This is a genomic window from Acinetobacter terrae (genome assembly GCF_002135195.1).
GTDB lineage: Bacteria > Pseudomonadota > Gammaproteobacteria > Pseudomonadales > Moraxellaceae > Acinetobacter > Acinetobacter terrae.
Genome location: NZ_NEGF01000006.1, coordinates 154,409 through 171,994, shown reverse-complemented (window position 1 = coordinate 171,994; position 17,586 = coordinate 154,409). Strand labels below are relative to the sequence as shown.

Here is a 17,586-nt window from a genome sequence, read left to right as displayed (position 1 = left end):
CAACGTGAATGGCTACTTTAAATCCACGTGACGTTGTCATCGTTGATGGCGTACGTTCAGCAATGGGTAAAACCAAAAACGGTATGTTCCGCAATGTACGTGCTGACAGCTTATCTGCTGAATTAGTTCGCGCATTGGTTGCTCGTAACCAGTTTGATGTAAACGAAGTTGAAGACGTAATCTGGGGTTGTGTAAACCAGACTCTAGAACAAGGCATGAACATTGCGCGTAACATAGCATTGCTTGCTGACTTACCAAAAACTGTTGCAGGTCAAACTGTTAACCGTCTTTGTGGTTCATCTATGCAGTCTATTCATACTGCTGCGGCGCAAATTGCAACCAACCAAGGTGATATCTTCATCATTGGTGGTGTAGAGCATATGGGTCACGTAGGCATGATGCACGGCATCGACCTGAACCCTGAAGCGTCTAAGCACTATGCGAAAGCGTCTAACATGATGGGCTTAACTGCTGAAATGTTGGGTCGTATGAACGGCATTAGCCGTGAAGAACAGGATGCGTTTGGTGTGGAATCTCACCGCCGCGCTTGGGCTGCAACGCAAGAAGGTCGTTTCAAAAACGAAATTATTGGTGTTGAAGGTCACGACCAAAACGGTTTCAAAATCCTGTGCGACATCGACGAAGTGATTCGTCCAGATGCTAACCTTGAAGCGTTCCAGGCTTTACGTCCAGCATTTGATCCGAAAGGCGGTACGGTAACTGCTGCGACATCTTCAGCGTTGTCTGATGGTGCTTCTGCAATGTTGCTTATGTCTGCTGAACGTGCTCAAGCGCTTGGTCTTAAGCCACGTGCTGTAATCCGCTCTATGGCGGTTGCAGGTTGTGATGCAGCGATCATGGGTTACGGTCCTGTTCCTGCAACGCAAAAAGCGTTGAAACGTGCGGGCTTGTCAATTTCTGATATTCAAACTTTTGAATTGAACGAAGCGTTTGCTGCACAAGGTTTGTCGGTTCTTAAAGGCTTAGGCATTTATGACCAACAAGACCGTGTGAACTTGAACGGTGGTGCAATTGCCCTAGGTCACCCATTGGGTTGTTCTGGTGCGCGTATCACGACGACATTGCTTAACGTCATGGAGCAACAAGATACACAAATTGGTCTTGCAACGATGTGTATCGGTTTAGGTCAAGGTATCGCAACCATTATCGAACGTGTTTAATTTTTAGATACTTAGATAAAAAGAACCCCGCTTATTGCGGGGTTTTTTTATATTAATCGATCATATACACAAAGTAACCTTTTATAATTTGTAGTTTTCCAATAATCCTCAAAATTTTCTTTTAAATACGATTCTAATATCAGTAAATTTTGACGTTTAGGAGAATCAACTATATATAACGCTAAGTAATCCATTTTGACTGACTCTGAATATGAAGAATCTTCTAGAATAGAACTTATATCTTTCTTACTTAGTTCTTTTATTCTATAAGACTTTTTATAGCCGTTTGATACGCGTTTTGAAAAATCTTTAGCTTCCATAGTAAATAATTCTTTAAAATTTTTAGAGGAACTTTTACTAGGTTTAAAATTGGGATCAGCATTAATATATCTATTTATTGGTGTATAAATTGATTTTTTACATACTTCATCCAATGAATTTTCAAGAACAGATATTCTATCAAATGGAATATCATCGTATAGGGCATCAGATAAAATTATTTTAACATCTACTGCCTTTAGGCCTATATCACTATATCCTTTTTGTGCAACACCAAAACCGGCAACAAACTCAATATCATTACCAGACTTAATAATTTCCTCTATATCTGTAGAGCAGTATAATTTTTTCTCTGGTGATTCACCTTGAACAATTTCATAAAATTGTTCTCTAAAAATACGTAAAATATGAGCGGGAATCTTTCGTTCTTTACCCTGTAAAGCTAAATATACTTTAGAAAAATCATCCGTTTTAATCTGAGTTATAGGAATACTCTTACTTTCACCAAATGTAAAATGAGTATTAGAAATTGAATCCCGAGCACCATTTGCACGGTTTAAAAAAATTAAATTGTCAGCCAACTTTTGCTTATGCTCATCATTTGACATCATTTCTGATATTGAGCATAAAATTGATTTTATATTATCATCATGTAATGAGTAACCAATAAATATAACCGGATGCTCTAAAAAAATTGATAGAAGTTTGGCCGCTAAATATGGATTTTTCTTATGAAAATCATCATAGTCAGATTTAGTTAAAACTAAAGACTTCGTATCTGTACAACATCCATGAATTTTATATATTTCTGCTATTTTCTGAGGATTGGAAAACAGTAAGTTACTCTGCCCCACATAAACTTTGTAATTATCCTCAGTAAAAAGATTTTCTAATAACAAGTCCCAGTTTGTTGTAATAATTCCATCAATTACTGTCTTTGTAGAGGTAAGAACATCCAACTCTTCCTGCAATTTCTTTTCTTTCATATCAAATGATTGTAAATATTCACAAATATCATGTCGAAGTGGTGAAGATATATGGGGATACCATTGAGGTTGACTAGCTATCATTTCTGAATTTGATTGTGACCACCAATATTCAGAATAAGCTTCCGTCATTTTTTCTGCCGCTAAAGCTAGATCGTTATTACTTTCACTCACATATCGAATAAAACCTGATGGTAATTTTGAACCAAATCGATTTAATAACCCTTTCCAATCTTCTAGACCTAGATAACGTCTAGAAAAGCCAGAACCAACAAACAAAAAAGGTGCGGTAGGACTAGATTTTATTATTTCTTTCAAACTTTCTGTAATATCCACAAATGCCCCAAATTCATAAAAAAACCAATTAAATCATTATACTATTAAAAATTAGTACAATATTCACTCTTATTAACTTTCTTACAGCTTAAAAAACATATGTAATCCATCCGCAACATCATGTTATTACTTTGTAATTTTGGTTGAATAATCACTCAACCAAAACACTTACCAAGCAACCTGTAACCAAACGAATCCACAGAAAGCATAGTATTCACAACGCATTATTTTCAAAACATTTTTTTATAGAGTGATGACTATGAATACTATTAATACTGCTATGGCTATTGCTTTAGTTGCTGCAACCACTTCTGCTATGGCGACTACAACTGTAGAAGCAACTCCAGCTGCTAAAGTTACTGCTGCAAAAGCACAAGTAAAAGCAGATGCAGCTAAAACTGCGACTGCTGTTAAAAACACAGCTGTTGCGACTAAAGAAAAAACTGCTGCTGTTTCTAAAACTGCTGCTCAAAAAACTGTAGCTGCTAAAAATGCTGTTGTAGCAAAAACTACTGACGTGAAAGATGCGACTGTTGCTAAAACTGTAGCTGCTAAAAACGCTGTTGTAGCAAAAACTGCTGACGTGAAAGATGCAGTTGTAGAAAAAACTGCAGAAGTGAAAGATGCAACTGTTGCTCAAGTGACTGAAGCAAAAGACGCGACTGTTGAAAAAACTGCTGACGTAAAAGAAGCAACTGTTGAAAAAGCAGATGCTGCTAAAGCTGAAGTAAAAGCTGAGAAAAAATCATTCTTCTCTTGGTTTAAAAAATCTGCTGCTTAATCTGCTTTAACGCATTTTAGCCGTAAAAAAGGATGCCATTGATGAGCATCCTTTTTAGTGATAAAGAAAAATATTCTTATTTGAATACTGCCTAACTAGCGAATACCATTATTAGGGGTAGTTCTACGCTGTTGTTGCAACTCTCTGATTGCTTCATTTAGCGCGGTATTTTCCAAAACACCCAATGAAAGTTGCTCTCGAGCGATTTGCACAGTGGTTGCGTTACGGTCTATACCAAAATTCGCGAGTATAATATACAAGCCTTCTCTTGGATCAGCTGATTGCAAACCTTGTGCAATGGCCAAAACATATTGCTGCAATGCTAATGGCAAACTGTTTATATCTGGCATTGGTCCATCAGGCACAAGATCTATCGTCGCCACAATAGTGGGATCAACAACAAAATTTTGAGTATCCATCTGGATCTGCATAATTCGATGCTGCAAAGCTCTCACTTGTTGAGGATCTTCTTTATATTGAATTACGCTTGTGGTTTCAGCTCTTAACTCGGATTCTGTTAAGGGACTTAATCCAGGGGCATCAGCTATATCGGCAAAAGTAGAGGAAATGGAAAAACTTCCGGCAATCGCTACGATTGCGCAGGACAAATTTTTTAGGAGCTTCATGGCAGTTCTACTCAACAATGAATTGAAGTAAACAAACAACCGTCGATACCTGTAATTGTATAGCGTATGCGCCTTTCAGCCAGTTGCCCCAGACCAGTGGTCTTGCGGGACATTCTAACTTTCGTTAAAAAACCATCTCATTTCATATCTTAAAAAACATGAAATCTGCTGCTATAAAAAAGCTGTATGCTAGATCATGTTGCTATAAATCAGATTTTTATCTCCTCCTGCTTATGCTGCCCTACCGATATAAAACTTCTGCCACAATCGTTATTTTTCTCGCATTCCAACGCGTAAAAGTACAGGAAATGTTACATCTAAGTTTTCAGACACAGCTTGTAAAGCGTTTGAAATGAGTTGAAGCGGGTCATGATGGTGTTTTTCTTGATAATGCTTGAGCGCTGACCATGTTTTTAAATAGCTCAATAGTTGCTGTGGTGACCATTGATATTGCAAATGCATCTCTGGTACAGCCTGTTCATTAAAAGGAAACGGAATGCTTTGATACAACTCATCAATATAACGGCGCTCACTGTCCCAATAGTCGTTTAGAGTTTCAAAGTACAGCTGTTGAACCAAACTGTTAATCGCAGCATCCTGCACCTCAATAAGGCCATAACCAATGGCAGCAAACACACCTTGCGGTTTAAGCACCCGTTTGACTTCTTTATAAAATGCATTGAAGTCAAACCAGTGAATGGCTTGAGCCACCGTAACCAGATCAATGGATTGTGCAGGAATACTGGTCTGCTCGGCTGCTTGCACCTGATAGCTGACATTTTCAAAATAAGGCGCTTGCTGCAACTGTGCTTCACTGATATCTGTTGCGACTACATGATCGAAATACGGGGCTAATAATTGGGTGAATTGTCCAGACCCTGCTCCACAGTCCCATGCAAACGCTCGTTCCGGAACATGCTTTAAAATTTCTTTCACAATCTGGATGGAATAATTTGGACGGGCTTTTTTATAGCGCAGACTATGATTAGAAAAGAGGTCTTTCATTTAATTATTCTCAAAATATTCCTTAATTTAATCAATTATCTGATCAACTCTAAAACTGGTTTGGGCAATGGGATTGAGCTGATCATTCAACTGATAATATTTAACATCGTAAGTACCGGCTTTCCATCCATTAACTGGATTAAAGCTGACCCAGTTTTGCTCCCGATTAACGCTGACTCGCTGTGGCATAAAAAATAGTACCTCACCTGTAGACTGGTTACTCCAGCGTACAAAGACCTGCTCATTATTAGGTACTTTCCCCAAAGTATCAAAATGGGCAAATAACTGTTGTCCGGCATAAATCTGCCTCGGCAATACACCACCTGCCGAATATTGTTGCTGGGTCGTCACCGTGACTTTACCTGCCAAGACTTCATTCGGATCATTTTTTGCATCGACAAATTCATTGACCAGACGTTTGGCAAATGTATGCTTATTTTGAATACTGGATAAGTCATACCCCGGAAAAGACTGTTCCAGATATTTGTTGATCTGTTCAGTAGTCGCGCTATCTATAACTGAATTAACCTGTACTTTCTGTTTTTTTAGCTGCTGTTGTAATGCAAGACCATCTTCAGGTTGAGCCTGCGCTTTTTGCTGGATACGCTGAATAAAATTTTCCACAGCAATATCCTGACGTGGTTCAGGAACAGGCGGCATAGATTCAGGCTTGGATGGGGCCACAAAATAACCCAATCCAAAGCAGAGGATGCCAACCAGAAGCACCATAAAAAATTTCATAGCTTTTAATAACTATTAATTACAGGTGATGGTTTCAGTCAGGTTTCCGACCGTGATACTTAAACTTCCACGCGAAAATAATGTACCTGCACTCACTTGTTGTTTAGTCCAGTTAATGCCTGAAAGCAATCTCAACCCTTCTGAAGTACAAATTCCTGTCTGGGTATCATTGGTGAGTCTTAACACGCAGCCATCCGTTGTTACTCTATGTGTATTCGCTACGGGCTGAGCACATACCTGAGTTATCACAGGTGAAGATGATGACTGTAATTCACATGCGGAACAATCCTGACTCGTACCACCACAGGCATTGGCTGCTTTTTCACTGCGACAAACATAGGTTTGCGAACCGAAGGTAAATGTTTTTTCAAAAGAAGAGTTGAAGTTATCTCCAGTTCCACTACCACCACAGCCAGTCAGCAGGACAGATAATAAAGTGAATATTGAACATCCGATTCTTTTCATTTTTTATTCTCGAATTGTTATTGCGGTTATTTTATACGAAAAAAGTTCAGCCGAAAAAAATGCTGACAAAAAAAAACCTCAAACAATATTTGAGGTTTTTTCGAATATGGTGGCGAGACCCAGGATCGAACTGGGGACACACGGATTTTCAATCCGTTGCTCTACCTACTGAGCTATCACGCCGATGCGGTGTATTAAGCCGTATCTGTCATCAATAGTCAATATAATTCATCACATTTTTATTTGATCGAATATTTTTTACCCAAAAAAAATCCCTGATGGGATCAGGGATTGAAATCTTGAAATAGATTTTAAATATGGTGGCGAGACCCAGGATCGAACTGGGGACACACGGATTTTCAATCCGTTGCTCTACCTACTGAGCTATCACGCCGATGTCGCGTATTAAACAATTTAAGTGTTTTTCAGTCAAGCAGGTTTTATGCTTTTTGAAACAAACGTTTATTTTTACAGCAAATATCATGTTATTTGCTTATTTTTTATTTAAAACTCAATTCATTATTTAACCAGTACTATTTCTAGGCATAAAAAAACAGCGCAATGGCTGCTTTTTTATAATCTATTCAAGCTTAAATTTTTTCTAAATGCGCCAGGCAACGATGAATTGCCCCACATCCCGGTTCAAACGTCTTCACGCCTTTTTCTTCTTCCATGCGGCAGACTTCACTCACCAGCCTTTCCGCAACACCGCGTCCTCGGTTCGCAGGATGAACCACAACATTTTCCAAAACTCTACTTTCCCCTTGTCCAGTGCACCAAATCGCCCCAATCAACTTAGTATTAAATTCTGCTGTGTAAACTAAGGTATACTGAGCCAAGTTTTGCTCTAGTTGTTCAATGGCATCCTGCCCATCTCCAAATTCCGGGCTAGTGTCATACAGTCGCTCAAGCTGGCTGCGCACTTCGTCATTTTCTAGTGAAGTATAAGCATGTACGGTAATAGGCATTGATTAACCCTCCTGAGCAATCTAATATGCGATGATTTCGTCATCGCGAAAAATTTTTACATCATCATTTTTGACGTTTTTTGAGGAACGTGTCTATGACGCAACGTATCAGTGAAGTGGTAAGAAACACTAACGAAACCAAAATTCGAGTTCGGGTGAATCTTGATGGTACGGGTCAAGGCACCCTCAACACAGGTGTTCCATTTTTAGATCATATGATTGATCAAATCAAGCGACATGGCTTATTCGATATCGATATTCACTGTGATGGTGATCTGGATATCGATGATCATCATACCGTAGAAGACTGCGGGATCACACTCGGACAAGCATTTGCGCAAGCACTTGGCGACAAAAAAGGCTTAAAACGCTATGGTCATTTTTATGCACCACTGGATGAGTCTTTAAGTCGTGTAGTGGTCGATTTATCAGGTCGTCCGGGTTTGTTTATGGATATTCCATTTACACGTTCGATGATTGGTCGTTTTGATGTGGATTTATTCTCTGAATTTTTCCAAGGTTTTGTAAATCACGCCTTAATGACGCTGCACATTGACAACCTGAAAGGTAAAAACAGCCATCACCAAATCGAAAGCGTGTTTAAAGCATTTGCACGCGCTTTGCGTATGGCATGTGAAATCGATCCACGTGCAGAAAATACTGTTGCTTCAACCAAAGGTACTTTGTAATGACCCGTATTGCCCTTCTTGACTATGGCATGGGAAATTTACACTCTGCAGCCAAAGCCCTGGAGCATGTTGGCGCAACTGTAGATGTGACCAATGATCCCAAGCTGATTGCCCAAGCCGATAAAATCGTATTTCCCGGTGTAGGCGCAATGCGTGACTGTATGCAAGGCATGCATGAAGCAGGTATTGATGAAGTGGTACGCAATGCCGTATTCAACAAGCCTGTTCTTGCAATTTGTGTCGGCATGCAAGCGTTAATGCAGCACTCTGAAGAAAATGGCGGTACAGATGCGCTGGGTATTTTTGAAGGTGAAGTGAAGCATTTTCCAGAGATGGCGGGTTTAAAAGTTCCGCATATGGGCTGGAACCAAGTACATCAGGCAGACCCAAGCCATCCGATGTGGAAAGACATTGAACAGGATGCGCGTTTCTATTTCGTACATAGCTTCTATGTAGAACCGAAAGATGCTGCTCTGGTCGCTGCGACTTGTGATTACGGTTTAGAGTTCTGTACGGCGCTGCATAAAGAAAACTTGTTTGCTACGCAGTTCCATCCTGAAAAAAGCCATACTGCTGGTTTGCAATTGCTGAAAAACTTTGTGGAATGGAAAATCTAAGCATCCATTTTTAGATATTTAAAAAGCTCAACTCTGGTTGGGCTTTTTTATTGCCGCAAATTGCTTGGCTTATATAAATTTGACTGTTTTTTATTGATTCCAATTGCTATGATGATCAAGCAAATCATTATATTTAAACAATAATTAAACTTATGGGGAATAAAAGAATGAATCAAAAATATCAAACAAGTGAATCAGCCTTAAGCCCAAGTGGACGTTTTGGTCGCCTGTCTTATTTAGGCTGGAACATGCTGATGAGCTTTTCTATTCTGATCATCATTGGGATTATTGCTACTTTTTCACCTGACTTATTTACTAATCCTTCTGCCCTAACAGGATCGTCAATGGTTGCGGCTATTCTCATCGGGATCGCCTACATTGCCCTATTATATTTTAGTTTTGTTTTTACCATTCGCCGTCTGCATGACCGCAATCACATCGGTTGGTTATCCCTTTTAATCTTGGTGCCTGGAATAAATATCCTTTTTGTCCTTTACCTGATCTTTGCCAAAGGCGATGACAGAAGCAACCAATATGGCCCTCGACGTATAACCAAAGGCTGGGAAAAGATTTTAGGATGGATTTACGTGCTGATTTTCCCAATTGGCATTTTATCTGCGATTGCACTTCCAGCTTATCAAGATTACGTGACTCGCGCTCAACAGGCGGAGATGGAAAAGAGTATCCATCACGTGGATTAATCCTTTTAAATTCTGGATAAAGCTCATAATCAATGGGCTTTATTTTTGCCTAAACTCGGAAAAGCGATTAAGCTGAATTTAAAATAAATGACTGTATCGATTCATCATGGAAGAGCTTCTGCTTCAAACCTTACCGAGTAAAGAACAAATTTAGGAATTGCCTGTATTTCAGAATCTTCCAATGCAACACATTCATCTCATTAACAGCATTGAACAATGTCTTGTTCTTGAACAAGAGCTGAAAAGCTGTGCATTACTTGGTTTTGATACCGAATCCAAACCGACCTTTGCCAAAGGTGAAGTGTCAACCGGACCACATCTGATTCAATTGGCCAGTCAAAATAAAGCCTATTTATTTCAAATTAACCCTGAAATATTAGAATTTCTAAAGCCTGTTTTTGAAAATCGTGATCAAGTTAAAGTGGGCTTTGGTTTAAAGAATGATGCACATCTGTTTCGTAAAAAAGGCATTGAGCTGAATAGCGTGATTGAACTGTCTAAATGCTTCTCTACCTTTGGTTTCCCCAATCCTATGGGGCTGAAAAATGCCATGGCACTTTTATTTCAGCTGAATTTTCCTAAAAGTAAAAAAATCAGTACTTCCAACTGGGCACGCAAAATACTGACTCCACCCCAAATTCAATACGCAGCTGCTGATGCTTATGCACCTGTACTGGTCTTTGAAGAATTACTTCGTTTAGGCTTACTGCCTAAACATATCCCAAACACTTCATTAAAATTACGCATTCGCCCGAACAAAATAAAAGCTGAAACTGATGCTTAGAGATTTAGCAATACTTTGCTAAGATGGCACACAATGAATTTAACGAGATTAGGCAAGGAGCGAAAGCATGCTGATCATCCCTGCAATTGACCTGAAAGATGGCAAATGTGTACGTTTAAAACAAGGCCGTATGGAAGACGATACCGTATTTTCTGACGATCCAGTTGCAACTGCACAGCATTGGGTAAATGAAGGCGCGCGCCGCTTACATTTGGTTGATTTAAACGGTGCTTTTGCCGGTACGCCAATCCATAAACCTGTGGTTGAAGCGATTGCTAAAGCTCAACCTGAGCTGCCAATTCAAATTGGTGGCGGTATTCGCTCGTTTGAAACCATCGAACATTACTTGGATGCAGGCGTATCTTTTGTGATTATAGGGACTAAAGCAGTTCAAAATCCTGAGTTTGTTGAAGAAGCATGCAAGAAATTTGCGGGTCACATCATTGTCGGTATCGATGCCATGAATGGCATGGTGGCAACAGATGGCTGGGCAAATATCACTGATATAAAAGCGACTGACCTGGCAAAACGCTTTGCCGATGCAGGTGTATCGAGCATTGTTTATACTGACATCGCGCGTGATGGCATGATGCAAGGTGTCAACATCGAACAGACGGTCAATCTTGCAACCTATTCAGGTTTGCCTGTGATCGCGTCTGGTGGTGTAACCAACCTTGACGATGTTCGCAACTTAAAAGGCCAACCGGGCATTTTAGGCGCGATTACCGGTCGTGCAATCTATGAAGGCACACTGAATCTTCGTGAAGCGCAATCACTTTGGGATGATCAATCCATTTAATATGCTGATCCATCCTTAAGAGGTCTTCGGACCTCTTTTTTATTTCAATGAATTTTTCCTCTGTACAGACATGTCAAACGTTTCTTCCTGGTTTAAAACCAAAGCCCCGCAGCTTGCTTTAATTCTGATTACCATGATTTGGGGTGGCTCATTCCTCACTGTGCAATACGGTTTAAATTTTGCCAGTCCGATGTTTTTTGTTGGCTGTCGTTTTGCTGCAGCCATGCTGTTTGTCTGTCTTTTTTCCTGGAAAGATTTAAGCAGAATCAATCTGAAAGAAATTGCTGCAGGTGCGTTGATTGGCTTGGTGATCGCGATTGGCTATGGTACTCAGACCATTGGGCTACAAAGTATCAGCAGCAGTGAATCAGCTTTTTTAACGGCGCTGTATGTGCCTTTAGTGCCGATTTTATTGTGGTTGTTATTCCGTAAGACTCCACAAATCATGACTTGGTGTGGTGCGGCACTGGCATTTCTCGGTTTAGTGTTTTTGACTGGCAATAGCTTTGGTCAAATCCAGCTGAACTTTGGTCAAAGCATTACCATTCTCGGTTCAATCGCCATTGCCCTTGAAATTATTCTGATTGGTTTCTTTGCCGGTAAAGTCAATGTCCGCCGTGTGACCGTCATTCAGCTGGGTTTTGCCTCTCTTTTTGCTTTTTGCATGATGCCTATAGCTGATGAATCGTGGAATCCATCTTTTTCTTGGCCACTTATGACTATTCTCTGCGGACTGGGCTTAGCCAGTGCAGCCATTCAACTGGTCATGAACTGGGCACAGCGTGAAGTTGATCCGTCTCAAGCCGCAATTATCTATTCAGGTGAGCCGGTTTGGGCAGCGTTAATTGGACGAATAGCCGGTGAACGCTTACCTCTAGTTGCCATTTTAGGTGGTGTATTGGTAGTGCTGGGTGTGATTGTCAGTGAATGGAAACCGAATTTTTTAAAGAAGAATGAAAAGGTGAATCCTTAAGAGTTTAATTTTCCTCTCCCTAGCCCTCTCCCGCAGGGAGAGGGAACAAAATCGCTTAAAACGACACCATTTTCCCTGGATTAATCATTGCCCCTAGCCCATAAGCACTTTTCGCCATGGGGATCACCACAGGTGCCAATGCACGACCAAACAAAATATCTTTGTGTTGAATGCTGGTCAGCATATTGAAATCATCGGCTTTGCCACAAAAATCATCCGCGATGGCTTTACCAATACGCACCGTTTGTGCCACACCATGACCACTCCACCCCTGTACCGCATAAATGGGGAATTTATTGCCAAATTTACGGCTATCTGCTGCACCATTCATGGTTAAATCTGTTGTTCCACTCCAGACAAAATCAAGTTCTACATTTTGTAATTGTGGGAACACATGTTTAATCCGACCCAATAAATATTGATGGGTTTTTTCAGGACTCCAACAAGAACCTGTGCCCTCTCCGCCAAACAGTAAACGGTTTTTAGATACACCACGGTAGTAATCAATCTGGAATTGTGTGTCATACACAGGTGCATCGGTGGGTAGTAAATCTTTTAAATCGACTTCCAAAGGTGCTGTAGTACAAACATAGGTATAGAACGGAATCGTAGTTTGGTTATGTTCTTTTAAGAGTTTAAACGATGCATGATGCACGCCCATGACCACACTTTTACGTGCTTTAATCACACCACCTGAAGTGGTTACATAGATGCCATCTTCCCGTTCTTCAACAGAAAGCACTTCTGTTTGCTCATAGATTTTTCCGCCATTTTTACAGAAACCATAAACCAGGCCACGGTTTAAAGCCAGTGGATGAATATGTCCACCCAATGAATCGAACAAGCCGCCGCAGTAGTTGTCAGAATTAATATGCCCCATCAACTCATGTTTACCTATGACTTGGGTATGTGCCTCACCTAAGAATTTTCGCGCATCTGAACCTTGGGTTAAACCAACCAAGTGTCCTTCATGTACCGCAGCAGTAATATGTCCACGCTTACGTTGCATCTCTAACCCGTATTGATCCGCGATGGAATCGATTAAAGACATTGCTTCGGTTGAGGTGAAATGCCAGAGTTTTTTGGCATCTTCATAACTGAAATGCTCAATCATCTCGGAAGCTTCCCAACGGGCCAAGCCGGGAGTCAGTTGTCCGCCATTACGACCTGAAGCTGCGCTGCCAATCCTGTTTTTTTCCACCAGTACAGTGTCTATCCCCTGCTCGGATAAATGTAAGGCTGTGGAAGCACCTAACAAACCACCACCAATCACCACGACATCACATTCAATGTCGGCACTTAATGCATCAAACTGATGCCACTGTTCTAGTGAACTTTCATAGTAGTTCGCGGGGAAATCAAACTCACCACGTTTAGGATTGACCCAGTTCCACTCTTTACCACTTTGCTGATTACGGCTTAGTTTAAATTCAACATCTTCGACAAATACTGGCTTATTGATATTCATTTTGTTCACTCTCTATTTTCAATTTATGTTTAAACTTTGATTTAGTAGGCATTGCCAATCACAATATTTTGCTTTTTCAGTTTTTTATACAGGAAGATCAGCACACCGATAGACAGCCATGCGCAGCCAAAAAGAAGGGCTGATCGTTCCAGGTTGAACCATAAACACATAATCACTGCTACAGAGATCAGTGGTAAAATCAGATTCATAAATTTATTTTTAACGCCTGCACGTTGCTTCTCTAGCACATAGAACTTCATAAAAACCGAGAAGTTCACCGCGGTAAAGGCAATCAATGCGCCAAAACTAATCATGCTTACTACAGTAGCCAAATCGAGGGCAATTGCCATTAAGGAAATAAAGCCGATGGTGAGCACCGCATACAGTGGGGTGCCTAATTTACTGTGCAGTTGACCAAAAGTGCCTTTATGGAAAATGCCATCTTTCCCCATGATATGAATGAGACGAGATGCACTGGCATGGGTTGCCAGCCCTGAAGCAAAGGTATTCATGATTTGTGCACACAGGAATACCGCTTGGAATAATGCCCCACCGACATACAGCACGATTTCTGGTAATGCTTCATCTGGATTGTTAAAACGCACGTTACTCGGGAAATACAGCTGGATAAACCACGAAGCCGTAATGAAAATTGCTCCACCCATTAAAGTGGTCAAGATGACCGCACGCGGAATGGTGCGTTTCGGATCTTTGGTTTCATGTGACATAGTGGTCACGGCATCAAAACCCAAGAATGAAAAACACAGAATCGATGCACCAGCAATCAGTGGCAGAATCGAGGTATCGCCATTAAATAAAGGAGCAACCGTGAGCACATGCTCATAACCTTGTGCCGATCCCACACCTTGAATCACCAGATAAACAAACAGTCCCATCAACAACAGCGGCGCCAAGACAAAGATCAAACTGAGATTGGCTAAGATATTAATGCGGAAACAATTGATCAGCGTGACAAGTCCGGCAAACAAACTGACCCAAACCCAATACGGCACACTTGGAATCACCGCTTCCAGATAAATTCCTGCCAATAACGCATTCACTAAAGGCAGTAAAATATAATCCAGTAATGAACACCAACCGACAAAAAATCCTGCCTTTGCGCCACAAGATTCTGCGGTGTAAGTGTAGGCTGAACCTGATTTATCACTAATACGACTAAAACGTGCATAACTGAATGCGGTCAGCAACATGGCAGCCAAGGCTAAAATATAGGCCATTGGTACACGTCCATCCGTGATCCCTGAAACAATACCAAAAGTATCGAAGACCACCATCGGGGTCATATATGCGATACCAATAATGACCACTTGCCATAAAGACATTTTTTTGAAAGAAACTTGCGTTTTTTCCATGCATGTCACCTGAACATTATTTATTTGAGTTATTTGTTCATTTGCAATGACTATGCCATATAATAAAAATATAAATATTTAACTCAGGCGAAAGTAAATGCCAAAGTACAGTTTAGAAATTCGAAAGGCAGCTATTCAAATGTATAAAAAAACCGATTACAAGGTGGCAGTTTGCAAGGAATTCAACATCTCTCGCGTGACGCTTGATGCATGGATTAAGCTGGAAGAAGAAACAGGAGATTTACTCCAAAAACCAGCAAAAAACCGTGGTGCTCCTAGCCATATTAAAGACTGGAATGAATTTCAAGTATTTGTAAAAAATACAAAATTTCAAAATATCAGTGATTTAATTCCGCTCTTTGAACAGAAATTTGGTTACCCTGTTTCTTATGCTGTTTTGGTGCGTGCCATTCATGTTTTAGGGCTACGTCGCCGTCGTGGACGCTTCTATTCTTAATGAATCAATCAGCATTTATTTCGATTCATTTTCAATGATAAATTTATATATTTAAATGTACATAAAAGTAAGTTTAATTTATTAAAAACGTAAATTTAATATATTAAAAAGATAAGTTTAATTTATTAAAAATGTATACTTTATAAATTAAATAGGTAATGTACATTTTTACAAAGTGGCTAAATTTGAGCAGACATTAAATAAAGTGGTTCATTGCAGTGCAAAAAATTATAAGGCTCACAATTCACCAGGCCTAAAAAAGGCGGCATAAAGCCACCTTCAATATTGGGAATAAAGCGAGTTATTGATACATTGGCTCATTATCATTCAAGCGGATAATGCCTTTGATGGCACGATAGACAATCCAGATCCAGGAAATACCAATAACTGTGAGACAGAATGTGGTTGCAATAAGTGCCACACCTGCAAAAAGATCGGTATTTTCACCGGTAAAAAATAAGAAAAAGAACGGAATAAAAGCAATAATATTCCAGAATAAATACCACCAGAAGGTACGAATTTGCCAGGTAAAATGGCTTTCAAAAATAGAACCACGTACATCGCTGCGTTTGACATAGTTAATGATTAATGCAATGACCGCCAGTAAACCACCTGAAAAAATGGCAATAATATAAAGGACATAAAGAATTAAAGTCAGGGTACGATTAGAGTCTTTATCTATAGAATAATTCATTGTTATACCTTTTAAAGTAATCGTTCTCCTTTAAAATTTAATGACATTTAAAGGAGAAATCAGCCATAAAATCAAAAGAATGTTTAAGGCTATGGTACAAAAATAAATCTTTCTAAACGGTTGTTTTTGTGTTTTATGGCGCATTTTTTCCTGTGCCAGCCATGCTGTAGGCCAGCCCCCAAGAAAGGATAAAATATGTAAGGTTTGTTCAGGTACACGGCGATTGCCCAGCAGAGCTGCCTCTTTATCTTGGGCATACAACCAATAAGTCAGGGCATTAATGATACTGATAAATAACAACACCATTCCACTCAATAACCCCAATAGGGTGAAAACGGCCAAAGCCAGAATATAAGCCACACAGGCGATTTGCATGGGTTTTAATTTTTGTTGTTGTACATTTACATTTTTCGGTTTGGGCAATATTTTTTGTGTTTGCGATGCTTTGAGATACATCACCTGTTGCGCACGGAAACGTCCTTCCCCATCCAGTAATACTGTGTATTCCAGTGCACAACCGACAATTGGACGTGGGCCTTGACGAGCAAAGTCCTTAATGTGTAAAAACACGCGATCTTTTGAGGCATCATTCGGTTGAATAAAACCATAGCCTTTGTCATCAAACCATTCGACTAATCGCCCCTGATCGCGCATTTTTATTTCCTATTTTTAAGCAGTCACAAATTTTAGTCTCTCTACGAGCATATTACGCATCTCTTGTGGATTTTTCTGCAAAATATCATCTCCAGTACGTCCCTGTTGAGCATTTTTTTGTGCAACTTGTAAACGCATCAGCCAAAATCGAGCTGCTGCCATAGCCAAATATATCTCTAAGCAGGATTTTTCATCAGTCGTTAATGGACGTATGGTTTCATACGCCTCCAGAAACGCTTGTGCCTTAACTTCATTTAAATGCACGTCTGGATATTCGGTACAGAAGTCATTTAAAGTAATGGCGATATCAAACAGAAATTCATCTTTATTCAGTTCGTAAAAATCAAGAATACCTTTTAATTCATTCCCTTCAAACAAGGTATTGTCACGGAACAAGTCTGAATGAATAAAACCTTTAGGACGGTTGGGATAGACCGCAGTTAAAGCATCATAGAGACCGAGCACTTCACTCAATAAAATAGCATCCGCAGGATTTAAAGTCGGTTTTAATTCTTTAGCGACTTGTAACCAATAATCATGATTACGATATTCTGCCCGTTCTAAAGGAAAATCTTGTAATGCGATATGCATTTTCGCCTGGGCAATGGCAATTGCTTGTGCTTGTTCCACAGTCGATGGCATCGGGTGTTGACCCATCATGCGTGGTGCAATTTGAGCAGGCTTATTTTTTAGAGTATGAATAGCTTTACCCGCATAGTTTAACGGCACTGGTACTGCTAAACCATATTTGCCTAAATGCTCGAGTACTGGAACCAATTCCCCTGCGCCTTGCTCATCCATCTCTTCAAATATAGTGAGTACATACTGCGTAGCATTTTCACAAACTAAAAAATAGTTTGTATTCTGAATACCTCCTTGAATGGGAATCAGGTCAATCACCTCTAATCCATAAGGTGCTGCAAAAGCCTGAACTTCCTGTAAAGTCAAAGTGGTATAAACCGACATAGAAAACCTGCAAAAAAACTTACATAATTTTGATAGAATACCT

At 40.0% G+C, this 17,586-nt stretch carries 20 protein-coding genes and 2 tRNA genes; 9 read left to right on the top strand and 13 right to left on the bottom strand.

Translation table 11 applies throughout. From position 1 onward, the window contains the following. Positions 1–8: 8 nt before the first annotated feature. A complete protein-coding gene (gene fadA / locus B9T23_RS08965; RefSeq protein WP_086193865.1) occupies positions 9–1,181 on the top strand; it encodes an acetyl-CoA C-acyltransferase FadA in 1,173 nt (390 codons plus the stop codon). 47 nt (positions 1,182–1,228) lie between these two features. Here fadA and B9T23_RS08960 read toward each other — a convergent pair whose 3' ends face one another. Beyond that, positions 1,229–2,782, bottom strand: coding sequence for an SIR2 family protein (locus B9T23_RS08960; protein WP_086193864.1), 1,554 nt, complete (start codon positions 2,780–2,782; stop codon positions 1,229–1,231). A 259-nt stretch (positions 2,783–3,041) separates the two neighbouring features. Between B9T23_RS08960 and B9T23_RS08955 the strand changes: the two genes are divergently transcribed. Continuing rightward, positions 3,042–3,563 carry a hypothetical protein gene (locus tag B9T23_RS08955; RefSeq protein ID WP_086193863.1) on the top strand — a complete coding sequence of 174 codons (522 nt, stop codon included), beginning with the start codon at positions 3,042–3,044 and terminating at the stop codon, positions 3,561–3,563. Positions 3,564–3,658: 95 nt separating this feature from the next. Here B9T23_RS08955 and B9T23_RS08950 read toward each other — a convergent pair whose 3' ends face one another. From B9T23_RS08950 to B9T23_RS08920, 7 genes are all read right to left on the bottom strand, one after another. Beyond that, on the bottom strand, positions 3,659–4,189 hold the full coding sequence (locus tag B9T23_RS08950; RefSeq protein ID WP_228145913.1) for a hypothetical protein: 531 nt from the start codon (positions 4,187–4,189) through the stop codon (positions 3,659–3,661). A 270-nt stretch (positions 4,190–4,459) separates the two neighbouring features. Continuing rightward, complete coding sequence (locus B9T23_RS08945; protein ID WP_067725604.1) at positions 4,460–5,194, bottom strand: class I SAM-dependent methyltransferase; 735 nt, start codon at positions 5,192–5,194, stop codon at positions 4,460–4,462. Between the two features lie 27 nt (positions 5,195–5,221). Then, entirely contained in the window at positions 5,222–5,923 is a 702-nt protein-coding gene (locus B9T23_RS08940) for a hypothetical protein (RefSeq protein WP_067725602.1), read from the bottom strand. A gap of 27 nt (positions 5,924–5,950) precedes the next feature. After that, positions 5,951–6,400: a hypothetical protein gene (locus B9T23_RS08935; RefSeq protein WP_067725596.1), complete on the bottom strand. Its 450-nt coding sequence runs from the start codon at positions 6,398–6,400 to the stop codon at positions 5,951–5,953. Between the two features lie 107 nt (positions 6,401–6,507). Continuing rightward, positions 6,508–6,583: transfer RNA gene (locus B9T23_RS08930), tRNA-Phe, on the bottom strand. 135 nt (positions 6,584–6,718) lie between these two features. Further along, positions 6,719–6,794 (bottom strand) — tRNA-Phe (locus tag B9T23_RS08925). A 196-nt stretch (positions 6,795–6,990) separates the two neighbouring features. Beyond that, positions 6,991–7,368 carry a GNAT family N-acetyltransferase gene (locus B9T23_RS08920; protein ID WP_067725594.1) on the bottom strand — a complete coding sequence of 126 codons (378 nt, stop codon included), beginning with the start codon at positions 7,366–7,368 and terminating at the stop codon, positions 6,991–6,993. Positions 7,369–7,463: 95 nt separating this feature from the next. On the opposite strand from B9T23_RS08920, the gene hisB reads away from it, so the two are divergent. The 6 genes from hisB (at position 7,464) to B9T23_RS08890 (ending at position 11,931) form a co-directional block, all read left to right on the top strand. Further along, a complete protein-coding gene (gene hisB, locus B9T23_RS08915) occupies positions 7,464–8,057 on the top strand; it encodes an imidazoleglycerol-phosphate dehydratase HisB (RefSeq protein WP_067725592.1) in 594 nt (197 codons plus the stop codon). Continuing rightward, positions 8,057–8,674: an imidazole glycerol phosphate synthase subunit HisH gene (gene hisH / locus B9T23_RS08910; RefSeq protein WP_067725589.1), complete on the top strand. Its 618-nt coding sequence runs from the start codon at positions 8,057–8,059 to the stop codon at positions 8,672–8,674. The genes hisB and hisH overlap by 1 nt, the downstream gene beginning before the upstream one ends. Before the next feature lie 167 nt (positions 8,675–8,841). After that, positions 8,842–9,375, top strand: a complete 534-nt coding sequence (locus B9T23_RS08905; RefSeq protein WP_067725587.1) for a DUF805 domain-containing protein — start codon at positions 8,842–8,844, stop codon at positions 9,373–9,375. 157 nt (positions 9,376–9,532) lie between these two features. Then, a complete protein-coding gene (locus tag B9T23_RS08900; RefSeq protein WP_228145912.1) occupies positions 9,533–10,159 on the top strand; it encodes a 3'-5' exonuclease in 627 nt (208 codons plus the stop codon). A gap of 67 nt (positions 10,160–10,226) precedes the next feature. Beyond that, positions 10,227–10,958 (top strand): 1-(5-phosphoribosyl)-5-[(5-phosphoribosylamino)methylideneamino]imidazole-4-carboxamide isomerase, encoded by a 732-nt coding sequence (gene hisA / locus B9T23_RS08895; protein ID WP_086193862.1) that lies wholly within the window; start codon positions 10,227–10,229, stop codon positions 10,956–10,958. A 70-nt stretch (positions 10,959–11,028) separates the two neighbouring features. After that, positions 11,029–11,931: a DMT family transporter gene (locus B9T23_RS08890; RefSeq protein ID WP_086193861.1), complete on the top strand. Its 903-nt coding sequence runs from the start codon at positions 11,029–11,031 to the stop codon at positions 11,929–11,931. A gap of 55 nt (positions 11,932–11,986) precedes the next feature. Here B9T23_RS08890 and B9T23_RS08885 read toward each other — a convergent pair whose 3' ends face one another. Both B9T23_RS08885 and B9T23_RS08880 read right to left on the bottom strand, forming a co-directional pair. Beyond that, positions 11,987–13,399: an NAD(P)/FAD-dependent oxidoreductase gene (locus B9T23_RS08885; RefSeq protein ID WP_086193860.1), complete on the bottom strand. Its 1,413-nt coding sequence runs from the start codon at positions 13,397–13,399 to the stop codon at positions 11,987–11,989. A gap of 41 nt (positions 13,400–13,440) precedes the next feature. Continuing rightward, the gene (locus tag B9T23_RS08880) at positions 13,441–14,772 is read right to left on the bottom strand and encodes an APC family permease (RefSeq protein WP_086193859.1); all 1,332 of its coding nucleotides are present in this window, start codon (positions 14,770–14,772) and stop codon (positions 13,441–13,443) included. Between the two features lie 97 nt (positions 14,773–14,869). Between B9T23_RS08880 and B9T23_RS08875 the strand changes: the two genes are divergently transcribed. Continuing rightward, entirely contained in the window at positions 14,870–15,229 is a 360-nt protein-coding gene (locus B9T23_RS08875) for a helix-turn-helix domain-containing protein (RefSeq protein ID WP_086193858.1), read from the top strand. Between the two features lie 301 nt (positions 15,230–15,530). Here the strand turns inward: B9T23_RS08875 and B9T23_RS08870 are convergent, their stop codons facing one another. The 3 genes from B9T23_RS08870 to B9T23_RS08860 are packed head-to-tail and all read right to left on the bottom strand — an operon-like array spanning position 15,531 to position 17,543. Beyond that, positions 15,531–15,923 (bottom strand): DUF4870 family protein, encoded by a 393-nt coding sequence (locus B9T23_RS08870; protein WP_086193857.1) that lies wholly within the window; start codon positions 15,921–15,923, stop codon positions 15,531–15,533. A 30-nt stretch (positions 15,924–15,953) separates the two neighbouring features. Beyond that, entirely contained in the window at positions 15,954–16,577 is a 624-nt protein-coding gene (locus tag B9T23_RS08865) for a DUF1294 domain-containing protein (protein ID WP_086193856.1), read from the bottom strand. Between the two features lie 15 nt (positions 16,578–16,592). After that, positions 16,593–17,543, bottom strand: coding sequence for a homoserine kinase (locus tag B9T23_RS08860; protein WP_086193855.1), 951 nt, complete (start codon positions 17,541–17,543; stop codon positions 16,593–16,595). Between the last annotated feature and the right edge of the window lie 43 nt (positions 17,544–17,586).